Origin of the sequence: Vibrio sp. YT-16 (assembly GCF_033337405.1) — a bacterium.
GTDB lineage: Bacteria > Pseudomonadota > Gammaproteobacteria > Enterobacterales > Vibrionaceae > Vibrio > Vibrio alginolyticus.
Map to the genome: position 1 here is coordinate 465989 of NZ_JAWOQQ010000003.1, position 15384 is coordinate 481372.

Annotated in this window: 12 protein-coding genes and 1 pseudogene; 12 read left to right on the top strand and 1 reads right to left on the bottom strand. The window is 46.2% G+C overall.

The genetic code is table 11. The features are described from left to right. Window positions 1-75: 75 nt before the first annotated feature. The 6 genes from R7F07_RS08180 to R7F07_RS08205 all read left to right on the top strand — a co-directional run bounded on the left by R7F07_RS08180 (window position 76) and on the right by R7F07_RS08205 (window position 7259). Window positions 76-1947, top strand: coding sequence for an ABC transporter ATP-binding protein (locus R7F07_RS08180; RefSeq protein ID WP_318110476.1), 1872 nt, complete (start codon window positions 76-78; stop codon window positions 1945-1947). 228 nt (window positions 1948-2175) lie between these two features. Beyond that, window positions 2176-3219, top strand: a complete 1044-nt coding sequence (locus tag R7F07_RS08185; protein WP_253657587.1) for a DUF4118 domain-containing protein — start codon at window positions 2176-2178, stop codon at window positions 3217-3219. Beyond that, window positions 3216-3914: a response regulator transcription factor gene (locus R7F07_RS08190; protein WP_171342477.1), complete on the top strand. Its 699-nt coding sequence runs from the start codon at window positions 3216-3218 to the stop codon at window positions 3912-3914. Before R7F07_RS08185 ends, R7F07_RS08190 begins: the two co-directional genes overlap by 4 nt. Before the next feature lie 151 nt (window positions 3915-4065). Next, complete coding sequence (locus R7F07_RS08195; protein WP_053320111.1) at window positions 4066-4719, top strand: potassium channel family protein; 654 nt, start codon at window positions 4066-4068, stop codon at window positions 4717-4719. A gap of 1 nt (window position 4720) precedes the next feature. Continuing rightward, window positions 4721-6085, top strand: a complete 1365-nt coding sequence (locus R7F07_RS08200; RefSeq protein WP_025768536.1) for a TrkH family potassium uptake protein — start codon at window positions 4721-4723, stop codon at window positions 6083-6085. A 247-nt stretch (window positions 6086-6332) separates the two neighbouring features. Further along, a complete protein-coding gene (locus R7F07_RS08205) occupies window positions 6333-7259 on the top strand; it encodes a LysR substrate-binding domain-containing protein (RefSeq protein WP_115386780.1) in 927 nt (308 codons plus the stop codon). Window positions 7260-7352: 93 nt separating this feature from the next. On the opposite strand, the gene R7F07_RS08210 is transcribed toward R7F07_RS08205, so the two are convergent. Beyond that, window positions 7353-9089, bottom strand: a complete 1737-nt coding sequence (locus tag R7F07_RS08210; RefSeq protein ID WP_318110477.1) for a BCCT family transporter — start codon at window positions 9087-9089, stop codon at window positions 7353-7355. Window positions 9090-9409: 320 nt separating this feature from the next. Between R7F07_RS08210 and R7F07_RS08215 the strand changes: the two genes are divergently transcribed. From R7F07_RS08215 to R7F07_RS08240, 6 genes and pseudogenes are all read left to right on the top strand, one after another. Further along, the gene (locus R7F07_RS08215; RefSeq protein ID WP_017635305.1) at window positions 9410-10597 is read left to right on the top strand and encodes an aromatic ring-hydroxylating oxygenase subunit alpha; all 1188 of its coding nucleotides are present in this window, start codon (window positions 9410-9412) and stop codon (window positions 10595-10597) included. A gap of 1 nt (window position 10598) precedes the next feature. After that, window positions 10599-12035 carry an aldehyde dehydrogenase family protein gene (locus tag R7F07_RS08220; RefSeq protein WP_104980126.1) on the top strand — a complete coding sequence of 479 codons (1437 nt, stop codon included), beginning with the start codon at window positions 10599-10601 and terminating at the stop codon, window positions 12033-12035. Window positions 12036-12177: 142 nt separating this feature from the next. Then, a pseudogene (locus R7F07_RS08225) lies at window positions 12178-12339 on the top strand (rubredoxin); the annotation flags it as partial. Next, window positions 12328-13611 (top strand): NAD(P)/FAD-dependent oxidoreductase, encoded by a 1284-nt coding sequence (locus tag R7F07_RS08230; RefSeq protein ID WP_242013377.1) that lies wholly within the window; start codon window positions 12328-12330, stop codon window positions 13609-13611. The pseudogene R7F07_RS08225 and the gene R7F07_RS08230, both read left to right, overlap by 12 nt. A gap of 12 nt (window positions 13612-13623) precedes the next feature. Next, window positions 13624-14940, top strand: coding sequence for an NAD(P)/FAD-dependent oxidoreductase (locus tag R7F07_RS08235; protein ID WP_005385877.1), 1317 nt, complete (start codon window positions 13624-13626; stop codon window positions 14938-14940). Beyond that, complete coding sequence (locus R7F07_RS08240; RefSeq protein ID WP_017635301.1) at window positions 14937-15287, top strand: ethanolamine utilization protein EutQ; 351 nt, start codon at window positions 14937-14939, stop codon at window positions 15285-15287. The genes R7F07_RS08235 and R7F07_RS08240 overlap by 4 nt, the downstream gene beginning before the upstream one ends. The last annotated feature ends 97 nt before the right edge of the window (window positions 15288-15384 follow it).

Sequence of the window (15384 nt, forward strand, 5' to 3'; positions counted from 1 at the left end):
GGTATTTTACTGACTTTTGTATCAAAAGATAGTAAAACGTTCGCAAATTCATTCGCGGTACCTAAAGTCATTGTTATGTTCAATTGGTTTGAAAAGCTGACCCAACCCTTTCCCCAGATGGAAACCGAAAAGCCACCGAAGACGCTATTTGGCTTTTGTCGTTTTTACACTCGTGGCTTTGAAGCCCCTTTACTCGTTATGGCTGTGTTCAGTGCGCTTATTGCCATTACTGAGGTGACGCTGTTGCGTTATATGGGCGAGCTCGTCGATATTCTCTCTAATCAAGATCGCGCAACATTCTGGCAAGACCAGGGTGATCGCATGCTAATGATGCTGTTCTTAGTGGCGGTTGTGATGCCAGCTCTCGGTTTTGTCCACTCAATGGTGATGCACCAAACGTTATTGGGTAACTACCCGATGTCTATCCGTTGGTTGATTCACCGTTACTTGCTAAAACAAGCGGTTGGATTTTTCCAGCGTGACTTTGCAGGCCGAGTTGCGACCAAAGTGATGCAAAGTGCGTTAGCGGTACGAGAAACGGTCATGAAGCTGGTGGATGTACTGGTTTATATCAGCGTTTATTTTCTTTCGATGCTCTGGATGATGGGCGAAGCCGATGGTTTGCTAATGTTGCCTATTGTGATTTGGATAGGAATGTACGCGGTTATCCAGTTCTACTTTATCCCTAAAATGAAACAAGTAGCGACGGAGCAAGCGGATGCTCGTTCTGTAATGACTGGGCGCATTGTCGATTCTTACACCAACATATCTACCGTAAAGCTATTCGCGCACTCGCAAAGAGAGTTGGAATACGCAGAAAGCAGCATGAAGCAATTTTTGGTGACGGTTTACCGCCAAATGCGCATGGTGACTTGTTTACTGTTTAGTGTGGATGCCATCAACTATTTGCTGCTGATGTCTATTAGTGCTATTTCGGTTTATCTATGGCTAGATCACGCTGTAACAATTGGTGCTATTGCGATTGCTATCAGTATTGCGATTGCTATCAGTATTGCGTTGCGCGTACAAGGTATGTCGAAGTGGATCATGTGGGAAGTTAGCGCACTGTTTGAAAACATCGGTACAGTAGTAGACGGTATTAATACGATTTCAAACGATGTTGAAGTGAAAGACGTACCAAATGCTAAGCCTTTGCAAATCTCTCAAGGTGAGATCTGCTTTGATCACGTAGGTTTTAACTACAGTGATGAGAAGGCAGTATTTGAGAACTTGAATCTGACTATCAAACCGGGCGAAAAAGTCGGCATTGTCGGTCGTTCTGGGGCAGGTAAATCCACGTTGGTTAACCTGTTGCTGCGTTTTTACGATGTGAATACGGGTAAGATTTGTATTGATGGGCAGGACATTTCTCAAGTCGAACAAGAGTCGCTTCGCCAACACATCGGTATGATCACGCAAGACACCTCTTTGCTACATCGCTCAATTAAAGAGAACATTCTTTACGGTGATCCAGATGCTTCAATGGATGCCGTTATCGCAGCTGCTGAGAAAGCACATGCTCATGATTTCATTCAATCTCTACGAGACGAGCAAGGTAACGTTGGCTATGACGTTGAAGTGGGTGAACGCGGTGTGAAGCTGTCTGGTGGTCAGCGTCAACGTGTGGCGATTGCTCGCGTTCTGCTGAAAAACGCGCCAATTTTGATCATGGATGAAGCAACGTCTGCACTTGATTCAGAAGTAGAATCGGCAATTCAAGAAAACCTTGAAGTTCTGATGGAAGGAAAAACAGTGATTGCGATTGCTCACCGTTTATCAACGATTGCCGCGATGGATCGTTTGATTGTAATGGATGACGGCAAAATCATTGAGCAAGGCTCGCATTACGAGCTGCTGCAATTGGGTGGTGTTTACGCTCAGTTGTGGAAGCATCAAACCGGCGGATTTTTGTCTGAGCAAGGTGATGCTCAACTGCAAGTCATCTAATATGACGCTACACGAAAGAGGAGCAAATGCTCCTCTTTTTTGTGTCTGTCGTTTATACCGAGTAAGTAGGCGTTAATGGGCAACGTTAACTTGTGATTATTCATTGAGTTAGGCCAACTTAATGATGATTATGTTTATAACTCACTGTCGTTATTGAATTTTTTACGCTTTTTTTACGCGAACTCCGAATGGGCTTTTGCTAAAGTTTTCTACATCGAATTTTGGTTGATGTATTTTATGTTTGTTCAATGGCGAGATAACACCTTTCTCTTTTCTACTACCGTGATTGTTGGCGCGGTTGTCGTCTCATGGTTGTTAGACCAACTGTTTGGCTCTACAGCCGCAGTCCTGCTGATTTTACAGTTAGCGGTCGTGGTAGTGGCGTTTCAATGCAACTCGCGATTCGCTTATGCGGCGGCGGTGATCGAAGCGTTGAGCTTCAACTTCTTTTTCACGACGCCTCGTTACTCTTTGCAGATGTTTCGTCCGGAAGACATTTTTAATTTAGTCGTGTTTATGGTGGTGGCATTTATCACCAGCACCTTTGCGGATCTTTATCGTCGCCAGCAGGGCGAGTTAAAACAAACCAAGCTGCAAAACAGCATCCTGCTATCGGTGTCCCATGACTTACGCACGCCGCTGGCAACCATTATTGGAACATTGACCACACTCAACGAGTACATGCCCAAGCTCAATGACTTAGAGCGTAAAGAATTGCTCGACAGTGCGACTTCAGAAAGCCATCGCTTGCATCAATATATCGAGAACCTCTTACAGGCGACTAAGCTCCAGCACGGCACATTAAAAATTACCAAAAAAGATGAGTTGATTGCAGATATTGTTCGGGATGCGGTTTCTCGTTTGCCAAATTACACCGAGAAAGTGTCCATGAATATGGATGATTCCGTTGATTATTTGTCAGTAAGTCGTTCGCTCATCGAACAAGCGATTTTTAATGTGTTGGATAATGCCATGCGATTTTCACCAGAGAATGAATCTGTTGAGGTTTCACTTTCTAAGCAGGGTTCGTCGTGCGTGATTGATGTTCGGGACATGGGGATTGGCATTAAAGCTGAAGATGCGGAAAAAATATTCAGCCTTTTCTATTCCGGCACGAACAACAAATCGGCCGATTCAGGCACCGGAATGGGACTCGCGGTTGCCAAAGGCATCATCACCGCACACCAAGGATATATTCAATCTATGCCAGTATCAGAAGGGACGCTGATCCGCATTCGACTTCCACTCAATCAAGGAGCAGAGCAGGCGTGAGTTACAAAGTTTTAGTCGTGGACGATGAGCCTCGCATTCATACCTTTATTCGAATTTCGCTGTCTGCTGAAGGGTTTGATTACATTGGCGCGAGTACCATTTCAGAAGCCAAAGCGTGTTTCGAAGCGCATTCGCCGCACGTCATTCTGCTAGATTTAGGCTTGCCCGACGGCGATGGGAAGGAGTTTCTCACTACGCTTCGTCAGACCTATAAAACGCCAGTGCTAGTGCTGACAGCTCGCGATCAAGAAGAGGAAAAAATCCGCCTTTTAGAAGCGGGCGCGAATGATTACTTGAGCAAGCCTTTTGGCGTAAAAGAGCTCATCGCGCGCATCAAAGTGCTGGTTCGAGATTTGGTGGATGAGCAAACCGTCGCTGATGAGCTGGTGGCTGGCCGAGTCAAAATCATCAAAAGCACTCACCAATTTTGGTTGGATCAGAGGGAAATTCCACTCACCAAGAAAGAGTTTTCTTTCATTGAACAATTGATTCTCAAGCCGGGAAAACTCATTGAGCAAACTCATTTGCTAGCGGTGATTTGGGGAAAAAGTCATGTCGAAGATACTCACTACTTACGCGTGCTAGTGAGTCAACTACGCAAAAAACTGAACGATAGTGCTGACGAACAGCGGCTATTAAAAACCGAGCCGGGGCTGGGTTATCGTTTAGTGCTAGAGGCGTCCAAGCACCACTAAATTCCAAATTTAATCAACGTTAATGCCAAGGTTTAGTGCTGGTTATCGGCACTCGAACAGGATTCGTGTTGCCTATTTTCCGTGACGGAAAATCAGTCTAACCCTTAACGCATTAGCATTTTCTATACATAAAACACAGTTAGGTATTGATATGGCTCACTTTACAGTAATTGGTCTAGGGCGATTTGGCGTTGCCGCCAGCTTAGAACTTATTCATCTTGGACACACCGTAACGGGGATGGATAGCGACCCGAAAATCGTCGAAAAATACGTCGAAGAGTTAACGCAAGCGGTCATATGTGACGCAACAGACGAAGGTGCACTCAGAGAGTTAGCGTTAGCGAACAGTGATGTGGTGTTGGTGGCGATTGGCGAAGACATGCAAGCCAGTTTGTTGTGTACGCTGGCGCTGAAAAATCTGGGTGTGAAATCTATTTGGGTCAAAGCGAGCACCAAAGCGCACCATACCATCGTGTCTAAGCTTGGTGTACAACGCATTATTCATCCGGAAGAGGAGATGGGCGTAAGAGTCGCGCAGGCACTCAACTATCCGATGGTGAACAACTATTTAGAAATGGGGCATGGCTTGTATGTGGTGGAAATCCACGTTAAATCCAATCTGCACGATACGCCGCTTTCTAAGTTGATCAGCCGAGGCAGTTACAACATTCAGCCAATCTTGGTGAAGCGCGAAGAAGCCGTCTACACCAATATCAATGATGAGTTTGTGCTTAATGAGTTCGACACGCTGTTGCTTTGCGGTAGTCGCGCTGAGCTGAAATACGTCGCTCCAAGGTTGGTGTAACATGGTTTTGTGGCATCCCTCTATTATCCCAATCGAGCGAAAACCCAAAGCGGGCAAAAAATTGTTGGGCGCACCGCCATTAATACTTAGCCTCAGCTTTGCGTGCTTGATCATGCTCGGCACGGTCTTACTCAAACTGCCGATTGCCACCACAGAGCCCATCACTTGGATTCAAAGCCTGTTTACAGCAACATCGGCCATTACGGTGACGGGATTAGTTGTGGTAGACACGGGCACGGCGTTTACGCCTTTTGGGCAAGTGGTTATTGCTTTCCTGATTCAATGTGGTGGCCTAGGTTTGATGACGTTTGCTATCGTGACCTTGCTGGCTCTGGGCGGAAAAATTGGCTTTTTGGAGCGAGCAGTCGCGAGAGAGGCGTTCAACCAGACTGATTCATCGACACTCATTGCCACTGCTAAATCTGTATTGATGTTCGCTCTGCTCGTTGAACTTATTGGTTTCACTATTTTGAGCGTTTATTGGAGTGAAGAGCTGGGCTGGGAAACCAGTTTGTTCCATGGTTTCTTCTACACCATCAGTGCGTTTAACAATGCAGGTTTTGCGTTGAGTGCCGATAGCTTAATGCCTTACGTGGACGACCCGGTCGTTAACTTCACCATTACCAGTTTGTTCATTATTGGTGGTTTAGGCTTCTCGGTTTGGATTGACTTAAAACGCAATCGCCGTTGGCATCGACTCACCGTTTACAGTCGAATGATGATCTTAGGCACGATGATCATTAACGTGGTGGCACTTATCGCGATTTATCTGATTGAATATGACAACCCCAACACGCTTGCCCCGTTGAGCGAAGCAGGGAAATGGTGGGCATCGTGGTTTCAAGCGGTGACGCCAAGAACGGCAGGGTTCAACACTTTAGCTATCGATCAGTTGGAAGATGCCACAACGGCGATCATTCTGGTGTTGATGTTTATCGGCGGTGGATCATTGAGTACGGCAAGTGGCATTAAAGTTGTGACATTTATAGTGTTAGTCTTGGCGACTTACAGCTATTTGCGTCGCGATGAAGCAACCTATGCCTTTCAACGCGAGATTCCCAAAGAGACCATCAGCAAGGCATTGGCGCTGACTCTGATCTCGGTGGGGGTGACTTGGTTTGCCATATTCACGCTGTTACTGACAGAGAAAGCGTCTATGTTAGACATTATGTTCGAAGCGGTCTCGGCACTGGGTACGGTTGGGTTATCGCGAGGCTTAACGGGCAGTTTGTCCGAACCGGGTGAGTTAGTGATCATCTTCATGATGTTTATGGGACGATTAGGGCCTCTTACATTAGCGTACTTCTTAGCCAGTCCAAGAAAGAAAAAAGCGCGTTACGCGAGTACTAAACTGGCAATAGGGTAAATGGGCTAACTCGTACAAAGTGAGCAAAAGGCTAGACAAAAGAGGAGTAACTGCTCCTCTTTTTGTGCTCGTTGTAGCCACGAAACTGTATACGGCAGTCTCTCTCACAACAATTTATGATTCATCTCTATTTTTTATCATTTATAAATTGTCGTTTTTGAGGTGTTGTCCAGAATGGCATTATCCACGTGCAACATAAGATTGCCGGGAATAAAAATAATTACAATACTGCCTTACTGGAAGATACATGAAAATCAAACCCCTCCCACCTTTAAATAGCCTCGTTGCGTTTGAAGCGTCGGCGCGGCACTTGAGTTTTACGTTAGCCGCTGACGAGCTAAACGTGACCCAAGGTGCTATCAGTCGCCAAATTAGACAATTAGAAGAATACTTAGGCAAGGCTATGTTCACGCGAGCCAATCGAAGCATTAATTTAACGCCTACAGGTCTTCAATATTATCAAGCTGTCAGCCAATCTTTGCTCGATATTGCTCAAATAACTGGTGAAGTGAAGAAGTGGCAGGGCGAACAAAAGATCACGGTTGCGACGACAAATGCAATGGCAGCCTTGTGGTTGTTGCCTAAGGTTGCTCAATTTCAAAATGAACATGATGACATCGATATAAGAATATTGGCCTCAGATAATGTGTTGGACTTACGCCGATTAGATTGCGATCTCGCCTTGTTTTATTGTCGCACTCCACCTGCGGAAATGGATGTGACAACGCTGTTTTCAGAAGAAGTATTCCCTGTGTGTAGCCCGCTTTATTTAGAGAAAATCGGCCAGCCTAGTAAGCCAGAAGAAATCTTCAATAAAACGTTACTCTATCTGGAAGAGTCTCAAAGAGATTGGGTGAATTGGGAGCAGTGGTTTGCGAGTGTAGGATTGCCAAATATTTCGCCTCGTAATCGCATGAACATCAATAACTATCCAATGCTGTTACAAGCGGCAATTAATGGTCAGGGAATCGCGTTAGCCTGGGGGTCATTAGTGGACGACTATTTACAAAGCGGTGCTTTAGTTAGGCCAGTCGAACACGTGCTTTCAACACCTTCCAATTTCTCTATGCTTGAACCTAAAAATAGAGGTTTAATCCCAGCAAGCGTCAAGCGTTTTAGAGAGTGGCTTTTGCAACAGTTGCCAGATGAGGTGGGTGATCGAGGTTTAGCCTAAATCAATAAGCAGAGAAAATAACAGAGTTTGGTCATGTTAAAAAGCGGGAGTACCAGTTCCCGCTTTGTTTTAATTGATTGATGAAACGACGCACTAACTTAGTACTGGTCCCTGATTGAGTGTGGAATCATCTTTTAGTGAGGATGTTGAAGCGATAGGCTCGGAAACCACTGTTTTGCTTTCAACAAGCGGTTCAACAGGACCATCAAGTTTCTCTTGCTCTGGGTGAACGTGCTCTGGAAGCATTGCCCATGGCTTAGGTTCGCGTCGAATACTATGAAACAGCGTTAAGCTCATCACTGCGATAAAAATGGCGATAGGGAAACCGGCAATAATGGAGGCCGTTTGCATTGCTTTTAACCCTCCTGCGTATAGAAGTACTCCCGCAATGGCTGCGATCATGATCCCCCACAATACGCGTATAGAGGTAGGAGGCTCACTGTGCCCAGCGGCATCGAGGGTACATAGAACCAAGGTACCCGAGTCTGCGGAGGTAATGAAATAAGTACCGAGTAATAGACACGCAAGCACGCTAAGTAGTTTACCAAACATACCTGTATCTAGATTGTCGAATAGCGTAAACAAAGCGCGTGTCGTATCGGCTTTAGTCGCTTCAAGAATAGGGCCGCCAGAAAAATCCGCAGGTGGTGTTTGTTTGGTTTCTTGTGCCGCAGTGACTTGCTCTTGATGAGCAACACGAGCGTCTTGCTCTACCTTCAACGCTGCACCACCAAATACTGAAATCCATAAGAATGTGATCAGCGTGGGTACGATGAGAGCACCGCCGATAAGCTCACGTATTGTGCGTCCTTTAGAGATACGAGCTACAAACATGCCAACGAAAGGCGCCCAAGTCATCCACCAAGGCCAGTAATAAGCCGTCCACCAGTTTTGCCAGCCAGAGTCATTCTGTGCATCGCTCCATAAGCTCATACCGACAATGTTTTGTGCATAAAGCCCCGTGCTTTCAAGTAGCGTATTTAAGATATAGCGAGTTGGGCCAATATAAAGTACGACCAGCACGAGTGCGAGTGAAAGCAGCATGTTCCATTCTGATAAACGGCGAATACCTTTCCCTACACCAGATAGCACCGACGCAACCGCACAAGTACAAAGGGAAACGATAATAAAGAGTTGAATCCCCAAACTAATGTCTAGACCAAAGGCTTGATTCAAACCAGAGTTTATTTGGATAACTCCCATCCCCAAGGTTTGAGAGATACCGAAAGCAGTCACCGCGACTGTTAGGATATCAACCGTGTGTCCGATAGGCCCATAAATACGATCACCAATCAAAGGGTACAAGATAGAGCGTAGGGTAAAAGGCAGATCTTTACGGTAGGAAAAGTAAGCTAATGCGAGTGCCACAATGATAAAGACAGACCAAGAATGTAGACCCCAGTGAAAGAATGTCAGTTTCATTGATGTTGTTGCGGCTTCATTGGTCAGGCCTTGAGTAAATGGGTTGTCAGCGTAATGCCACATCGGTTCGGCGACCGACCAGAAAATTAAGCCTATCCCCATGCCTCCGGAAAAAAGCATGGATACCCAAGACAAATAACTAAACTCTGGTTTTTCGTCATCTTTACTCAAACGAATATGCCCATATCGACTAACCATAAGGTAAAGAAGAAAACCGACAACGAGTGAAACAAGTCCGATGTAAAACCACTTCATATTCTGCAGCAAAATGCCGGAAATCGTTTCGAAGTATTGGCCCGCTTGGTTGGCGAGAATGGCGCAGAAAAGTACAAAACCGATAACGACGATCTTTGATGCGATAGTCACAGTCGGATTGAGTCCTTTCAATATCCCAGATGTTGCTCTCATAGGCATCCCTCACAGTGCGTTTGTTTTAGCGTTATTGTTTGTTGCGTTATTGTTAATTTTTGAAAGAGAGTAGAGAGAGAGCTTTTGTGTTTCAACTGATTAATACTCATCGGTTAATGAGTATTAATCATGACAAGAAGATCATTGTTAATTAAAAGGTTATTTTTTTTGTTCGAGATCAATGCATGAATGACAAAAACTCATCCAAGCCCGGCGAAAAAGTCGTTTGTTTGTTGCCGGGTTGTTAATCAAAATCATCTCCACTAACACAACACGATGTTGTACGCACTGGATGCAACTCGACTCTCGGAGATATGAATATGAGCAATGTCAACCAAACCATTATTCCTGTTGAACTTGTTGATAATGTACTGAACCCAATCAGTGAAGCAACAGGAATGCCGAATCAGGCCTACACCAGCGAAGAGTATTTTACTTTTGAGCGTGATCAGGTGTTTGGTAACACTTGGGTATGTATTGGTTTTGCATCAGACCTGCTTAAAAATGGTTATGTGATGCCACTTGATTTCATGAATCTTCCACTACTCATGATGAGAAATCGCCAAGGTGAAGTCCAAGTTTTCCACAACGTATGTAGTCATCGTGGTATGAAGCTGGTTCATGAGGCAGGCGAAGTTCAAGGCATGATTCGCTGTCCTTACCATTCATGGACGTACGATCTTGACGGCAATCTAAAAGGCACACCACACATCGGTGGTATCGCAAAACACAAAGATGACCGATTTAAGTGTGAAAAGCATGGCCTTAAGCCACTTCGTTCAGCCGTTTGGATGGACATGGTATTCGTCAACTTATCGGGCAAAGCAGAAAGCTTTGAAGAGCATATCGCGCCGCTAGAGCAACGTTGGCAGCAATTCTTAGGTGAAGAAGGATTAGGGCTTCTTCGCCGCGTGAACATGGGTGGCAACTTAGAGATAGAAGTGAAAAGTAACTGGAAGCTTGCCGTAGAAAACTATTGTGAAGCTTACCACTTACCTTGGGTGCATCCGAGTTTGAACAGTTATTCTCGCCTAGAGGATCACTACAACATCATGTTTGCAGAGCGTTTTGCTGGCCAAGGTAGTCTCGCATACAACCTCTCTGATACTGCAGGAACACACTTACCTAAATTTCCAAGCTGGCCAGAAGATAAACTGCGTCATGCAGAATATGTTGCACTCTTTCCAAACGTGTTGCTTGGTATTCAAGCCGATCATGCCTTTGCGATGATGATTGAACCAATCACTGCGAATAAGAGTGTTGAGCACCTACGTGTTTTCTATGTGGGTGATGAAGCAACGAAAGATGAGTTCGCTGCGTGCCGTACTGCTACCGTTGAGTCATGGCGAGTCGTATTCGGCGAAGATATTGGAGCGGTCGAGGGCATGCAGGAAGGTCGTTACTCACCTGGCTTTGGTGGTGGTGTGTTCTCACCAGAAATGGATGTTCCGACGCATTTCTTCCAAACCTGGTTGGCAAAGCAAGTGAAAGCGGCACTGGAGCAGTAATATGATGCATTACCTTAATTATATTGATGGTGAGTGGTGCGATTCAGAGCAAGCGCTGACCGTCATGAACCCTGGCACAGCCGAAGCGTATGCGACGATTGCAGAAGCCACTATCACCGATGCAGATCGCGCAATGGCAGCGGCACGCCGAGTGGTCAATCAAGGCCTTCTTTCGGACGTTCGTCCAGCCGTCAGAACCGAGTGGATGTTAAAAGCCGCCGCAGCTATTCGTGAAATGGTTGATGAAGGTGGGTTAGTTGCCTGTCGTGAAAATGGGAAATCTTTGCAAGATGCCAAAGATGAGTTTTTAGAGTCGGCACGTTACTTTGAATACTACGCAGGCATGGCCGACAAGCTGGAAGGCACATCAATTCCGTTGGGTAAAGACTATGTCGACTTCACTCAATATGTGCCGTTTGGCGTGTCGGTGCAGATTGTGCCGTGGAATTTCCCTGTCTCTATTTGTGCACGCTCATTGGCACCTGCATTAGCCGCAGGTAACGCAGTGGTGATCAAATCGCCAGAGATTTCCCCACTTGCCATGACTCTGTTGATTCAAGCGATTGAAAAAGCGGGCTTCCCGAAAGGTACGATTAACCTTCTATGCGGTAAAGGCTCAGTCGTTGGCAGTCATTTGGTGCAGCACCAAGAGGTCGATCAAATTGTCTTTACGGGTTCCGTTCCAACCGGCCAACACATCCTGCAAGATTCAGCGCAACGCGCTACTCCATCGGTGATGGAGCTGGGTGGTAAATCGGCTGCTATCGCGCTGAAAGATGCGAACCTCGAAACACTTTTGAAAAGCGTTCAGGTCGGTATTTTCTTTAACGCTGGTCAAGTGTGTTCGGCAATGTCTCGTTTGCTGATTCAAAAAGAGCGTTATGAAGAAGTAAAAGCGGCAGTAGTGGAAATGGCAAAAAGCCTAACCATTGGCCAAGGCGAAAGCCAGCCGGACATCACACCGTTGGTATCTGCTGATCAACAAGCACGCGTGCTTGAAATGATAGAACAAGCAAAAGCCGACGGCGCGAATATCCTAACGGGTGGCTACGCACCTGATCTATCGGGTTACTTTGTGGCACCAACAGTGATTGAAGCCACGCCAGATATGCGCATTGCACAAGAAGAAGTGTTTGGTCCTGTATTGGTGATTACACCGTTTGAAACTGAGCAAGAAGCAATCGAGATCGCGAATGGCACCGATTTTGGCCTGGTCGCTGGTGTTTTTGGTGAAAGCCTAAACCAAACATTACATGTGGCACAGCAACTGCGTGGTGGTCAAGTGTTCATCAATGAATGGTTTGCTGGTGGCATCGAAACACCATTTGGTGGCGTGGGCTTGTCCGGTTTTGGGCGAGAAAAAGGACAAGAAGCGATTTATAGCTATGTCCAGACACGCAATATTGCCATTCGTTTGCAGCAAGACAGCAACGTATAGCTACCGTGTAACTGTATTTTCATCACCTCGTACCGGCTTGGATTTCAGACCACAAGCTAGGGCGAGGTTGATGGAATCACAACAAATCTGACAGCGGTTTGTAAACACGGAAATTCTGAACAAGGTAGTTGGAGTATAAGTGATGAGAAAGTGGCTCTGTATTATTTGCGGCTTAATCTATGATGAAGCACAAGGGTGGCCATCCGATGGCATTGCACCAGGAACAGCATGGGAAGATGTGCCGGATGATTGGTTATGCCCCGATTGTTTAGTGGGTAAGGCCGATTTTGAAATGATCGAAATCACCGACGATGCGCCAGTAGAAGAGGTCGTGGCAGTGTCTTCGGTATCGGTAGAAGCGTCTGTTCAGCCAAATACGGCTCAGCCACTTCCATCTGAAGTCACTCAACCTATATTTTCAGCTGACCCTATCGTTATCATCGGCAGTGGCCACAGTGGTTACCAGTTGGCAGCGGCACTTAGAGCACAATCTGAAACGGTTCCGATCACTGTCTTTACCGCTGATGATGGCGCACTGTACAGCAAGCCTGCCTTGTCTAATGCACTGGTCATGAATAAAGACGGCGACGCGCTACAAAGTGAGAGCGCGTTGGAGTGGGAAAGCCGTCTCAACATCCGAGTTTACCCGCATACCCGTGTTGAACAGATCGATCGTGCCAATTCAACGTTACATACCTCCATCGGTAAACACGCCTACAGCCGCTTGGTACTGGCAACAGGTGCATCACCGATTGAAATCCCAATTGAGGGCGATCGCTCTTGGGTTATGAGTGTGAACGACTTAGTTGATTACCGCCGTTTCAGAGCGGAGCTGCAAGACAAAAAGCGCATCGCGATCCTAGGTGATGGCTTAATTGGCTGTGAGTTCGCAAATGATCTGATCGAAAGCGGTTATGAAGTAACAGTTATCGGGTTGGGTCAATGGCCAATGGAGCGTTTGATCCCGCAACAGTTGGGTGAATCATTACAAAGCGCACTTGCCGATCGAGGCGTGCAATGGGCTCTACAAGACAGTATCACCAGAATCGAGCCAAGGTCCGCATCCAGTGCGGTTTTACATCTAAACAGTGGCAAGCAGATTGAAGCAGATCTAGTGCTGAGCGCGGTTGGACTCAAGCCAAATGTTTCTCTGGCTGAGCGCGCGGGGCTTGAAGTTGGCCGGGGCATTAAAGTGAATCAATTCGGCCAGACGAGTGATGAGAATATTTACTCGCTAGGTGACTGTGTTGAAACTGAGCAAGGTTGGCAGCCCTATATTGCACCGATTAATCAAATGATCCCTTCTGTAGCGAAAAGCTTGCTAGGCGATGTCGCCCCTATCTCGTTAACACCAACTCCAGTGATTGTAAAAACGCCGATTCTTCCACTCACGATTTTCCCGGTAGCCGCTGAAGAACAGGGACAATGGTACATCGAGACCCAAGCAGATGAATTGACCGCTGCGTTTTATTCACCAGAAGGAGCAATGCTCGGTTTTGCGTTGCTAGGAAGAAAAGTACAGTCATTACGCGGCCCTTGGCTAGATCAATTGTCATTGAAACTGTCAGCAGCGTAGCGGAGAAAAAAGATGATTCATTTACCCAATGATGACGTGACGTGTGGTTGGTACCATGCGTTGCCAAGTATTCCAGAAAAATCGGCGTTAAAAGGTAAACAAAGTGCTGACTATGCCGTGTTAGGTGCCGGTTTCGCAGGCCTAGCTATGGCAAGACGTTTAGCTGAACTTATGCCTAATGCACGAATTATACTGATTGATGCGCAACGTATCGGCCAAGGGGCTTCAGGAAGAAATTCGGGCTTTGTTATCGATTTGCCTCATAAGTTTTCACTTGAGCATCCCGACCCTGAGCACAAACAAAAGTTATTGTCGCTCAACCGTTCTGCGATTGCTCAGCTAAACACTTTAGTGTCGAAGCACAGTATTTCTTGTCAATGGTCAGCAAAGGGCAAATATCAAGGAGCCGTAGGGGCGCGCGGTGAAGCGTATCTCGATCACTTTGAGCACCTAATGAAAGACCTTGGCGAACCATACTTCCATGTTAATGGCAGTGAGCTGGCGAAAGTCTTGGGAACCAACTACTACAGCCGCGCAATTTACACGCCAGGTGGTTATTTAATGCAACCTGCTGCTTTGGTGCGTGGGCTAGGGGAAAGCCTTCCAGAGAACGTCGAGGTGTTAGAGAACTCGCCAATCCGCAAGCTCAGTAAAGAAAACGGTTGCTGGGTATTACATGGAGATAGTGGCTCTGTTGAAACCCCTGAACTGCTGCTTGGGACCAGCATTTTTACTCGGGAGTTTGGTTATCTTAAAAACAGACTACTTCCAGTGATGACGTTTGCAAGCTGGACGCGTCCATTAACCGACGCAGAAATGCAACGATACGGAGGTGAGCTGAATTGGGGGTTAACTCCAGCTGATCATGCGGGAACGACGTTACGTATGACCGCCGATCGACGTATTTTGATCCGCAATACTTACAAACACGTGCCGAAATATGGCTCAAGCATGAACGATAAAGTCAGAGAACAAATTCGCGACGATCATCGTCAGGTCTTTCTGGCGCGTTATCCCGAGCTGGCCGACGTACCATTTACTCACACATGGGGTGGGGTGTATGCAATCTCTCGTAACTTTACTAACTTTTTCGGTCAATTAGATGAAGGTGTTTATGCCAGCGCTTGTGACAATGGTGTTGGTGCTGCGTGGGGAACCATTTCTGGAACACTGTTAGCTGACTATGTCGTTGGTGCGACATCTAAATCATTGGATGACATACAGCAAGTGACAGGAATGCCTTGTTTGAATCCGCCAGAGCCTTTTTTAGGTTTGGGAGTAAAAACGCGTATCCAATTAGCAAAATGGCAAAGCCGGAGTGAATTATGAAGCCAGTCAAACTTGTTGATAGTAAAAGTCTAGATTTCAATGTTCGTGGTGATACGCCAGGAATGGCGTATGTTGCCAGGGCGTTAAGCCCAGAAATTTCACCAAACATAGGCGTAGGCTTTGCTAAATGGGAAGGCGCTAAAGTGGCTTGGACAGTGCTTTATGATGAGGTTATTTTCGTGATTGAAGGCTGTTTCGAGCTGACCGCAAATGGTGAAACACATTTTGTGCACCCAGGTCAGATGCTGTGGATACCGGAAGGGACTGAATTGGTTTATGGTGGGCATGCTCTGTTCGGCTATGTGGTTCATCCAGGAAACTGGAAAGAGTTACATGGTATTGAATGACTTTTATCATTTAGTTGTGTTTCGGAAAGGCAAAATAAAAATCTGATTTTTAACCATAACTTTTCGCAAAAGAACTTAATCTCAATGGAGCAAGGGT

What these genes read in the sequence shown, in the direction of transcription:
- R7F07_RS08180 (WP_318110476.1), top strand. Translation starts at nt 76, where the DNA reads ATGTTCAATTGGTTTGAAAAGCTGACCCAACCCTTTCCCCAGATGGAA.
- R7F07_RS08185 (WP_253657587.1), top strand. Translation starts at nt 2,176, where the DNA reads ATGTATTTTATGTTTGTTCAATGGCGAGATAACACCTTTCTCTTTTCT.
- R7F07_RS08195 (WP_053320111.1), top strand. Translation starts at nt 4,066, where the DNA reads ATGGCTCACTTTACAGTAATTGGTCTAGGGCGATTTGGCGTTGCCGCC.
- R7F07_RS08200 (WP_025768536.1), top strand. Translation starts at nt 4,721, where the DNA reads ATGGTTTTGTGGCATCCCTCTATTATCCCAATCGAGCGAAAACCCAAA.
- R7F07_RS08205 (WP_115386780.1), top strand. Translation starts at nt 6,333, where the DNA reads ATGAAAATCAAACCCCTCCCACCTTTAAATAGCCTCGTTGCGTTTGAA.
- R7F07_RS08210 (WP_318110477.1), bottom strand. Translation starts at nt 9,089, where the DNA reads ATGAGAGCAACATCTGGGATATTGAAAGGACTCAATCCGACTGTGACT.
- R7F07_RS08215 (WP_017635305.1), top strand. Translation starts at nt 9,410, where the DNA reads ATGAGCAATGTCAACCAAACCATTATTCCTGTTGAACTTGTTGATAAT.
- R7F07_RS08220 (WP_104980126.1), top strand. Translation starts at nt 10,599, where the DNA reads ATGATGCATTACCTTAATTATATTGATGGTGAGTGGTGCGATTCAGAG.
- R7F07_RS08230 (WP_242013377.1), top strand. Translation starts at nt 12,328, where the DNA reads ATGATCGAAATCACCGACGATGCGCCAGTAGAAGAGGTCGTGGCAGTG.
- R7F07_RS08235 (WP_005385877.1), top strand. Translation starts at nt 13,624, where the DNA reads ATGATTCATTTACCCAATGATGACGTGACGTGTGGTTGGTACCATGCG.
- R7F07_RS08240 (WP_017635301.1), top strand. Translation starts at nt 14,937, where the DNA reads ATGAAGCCAGTCAAACTTGTTGATAGTAAAAGTCTAGATTTCAATGTT.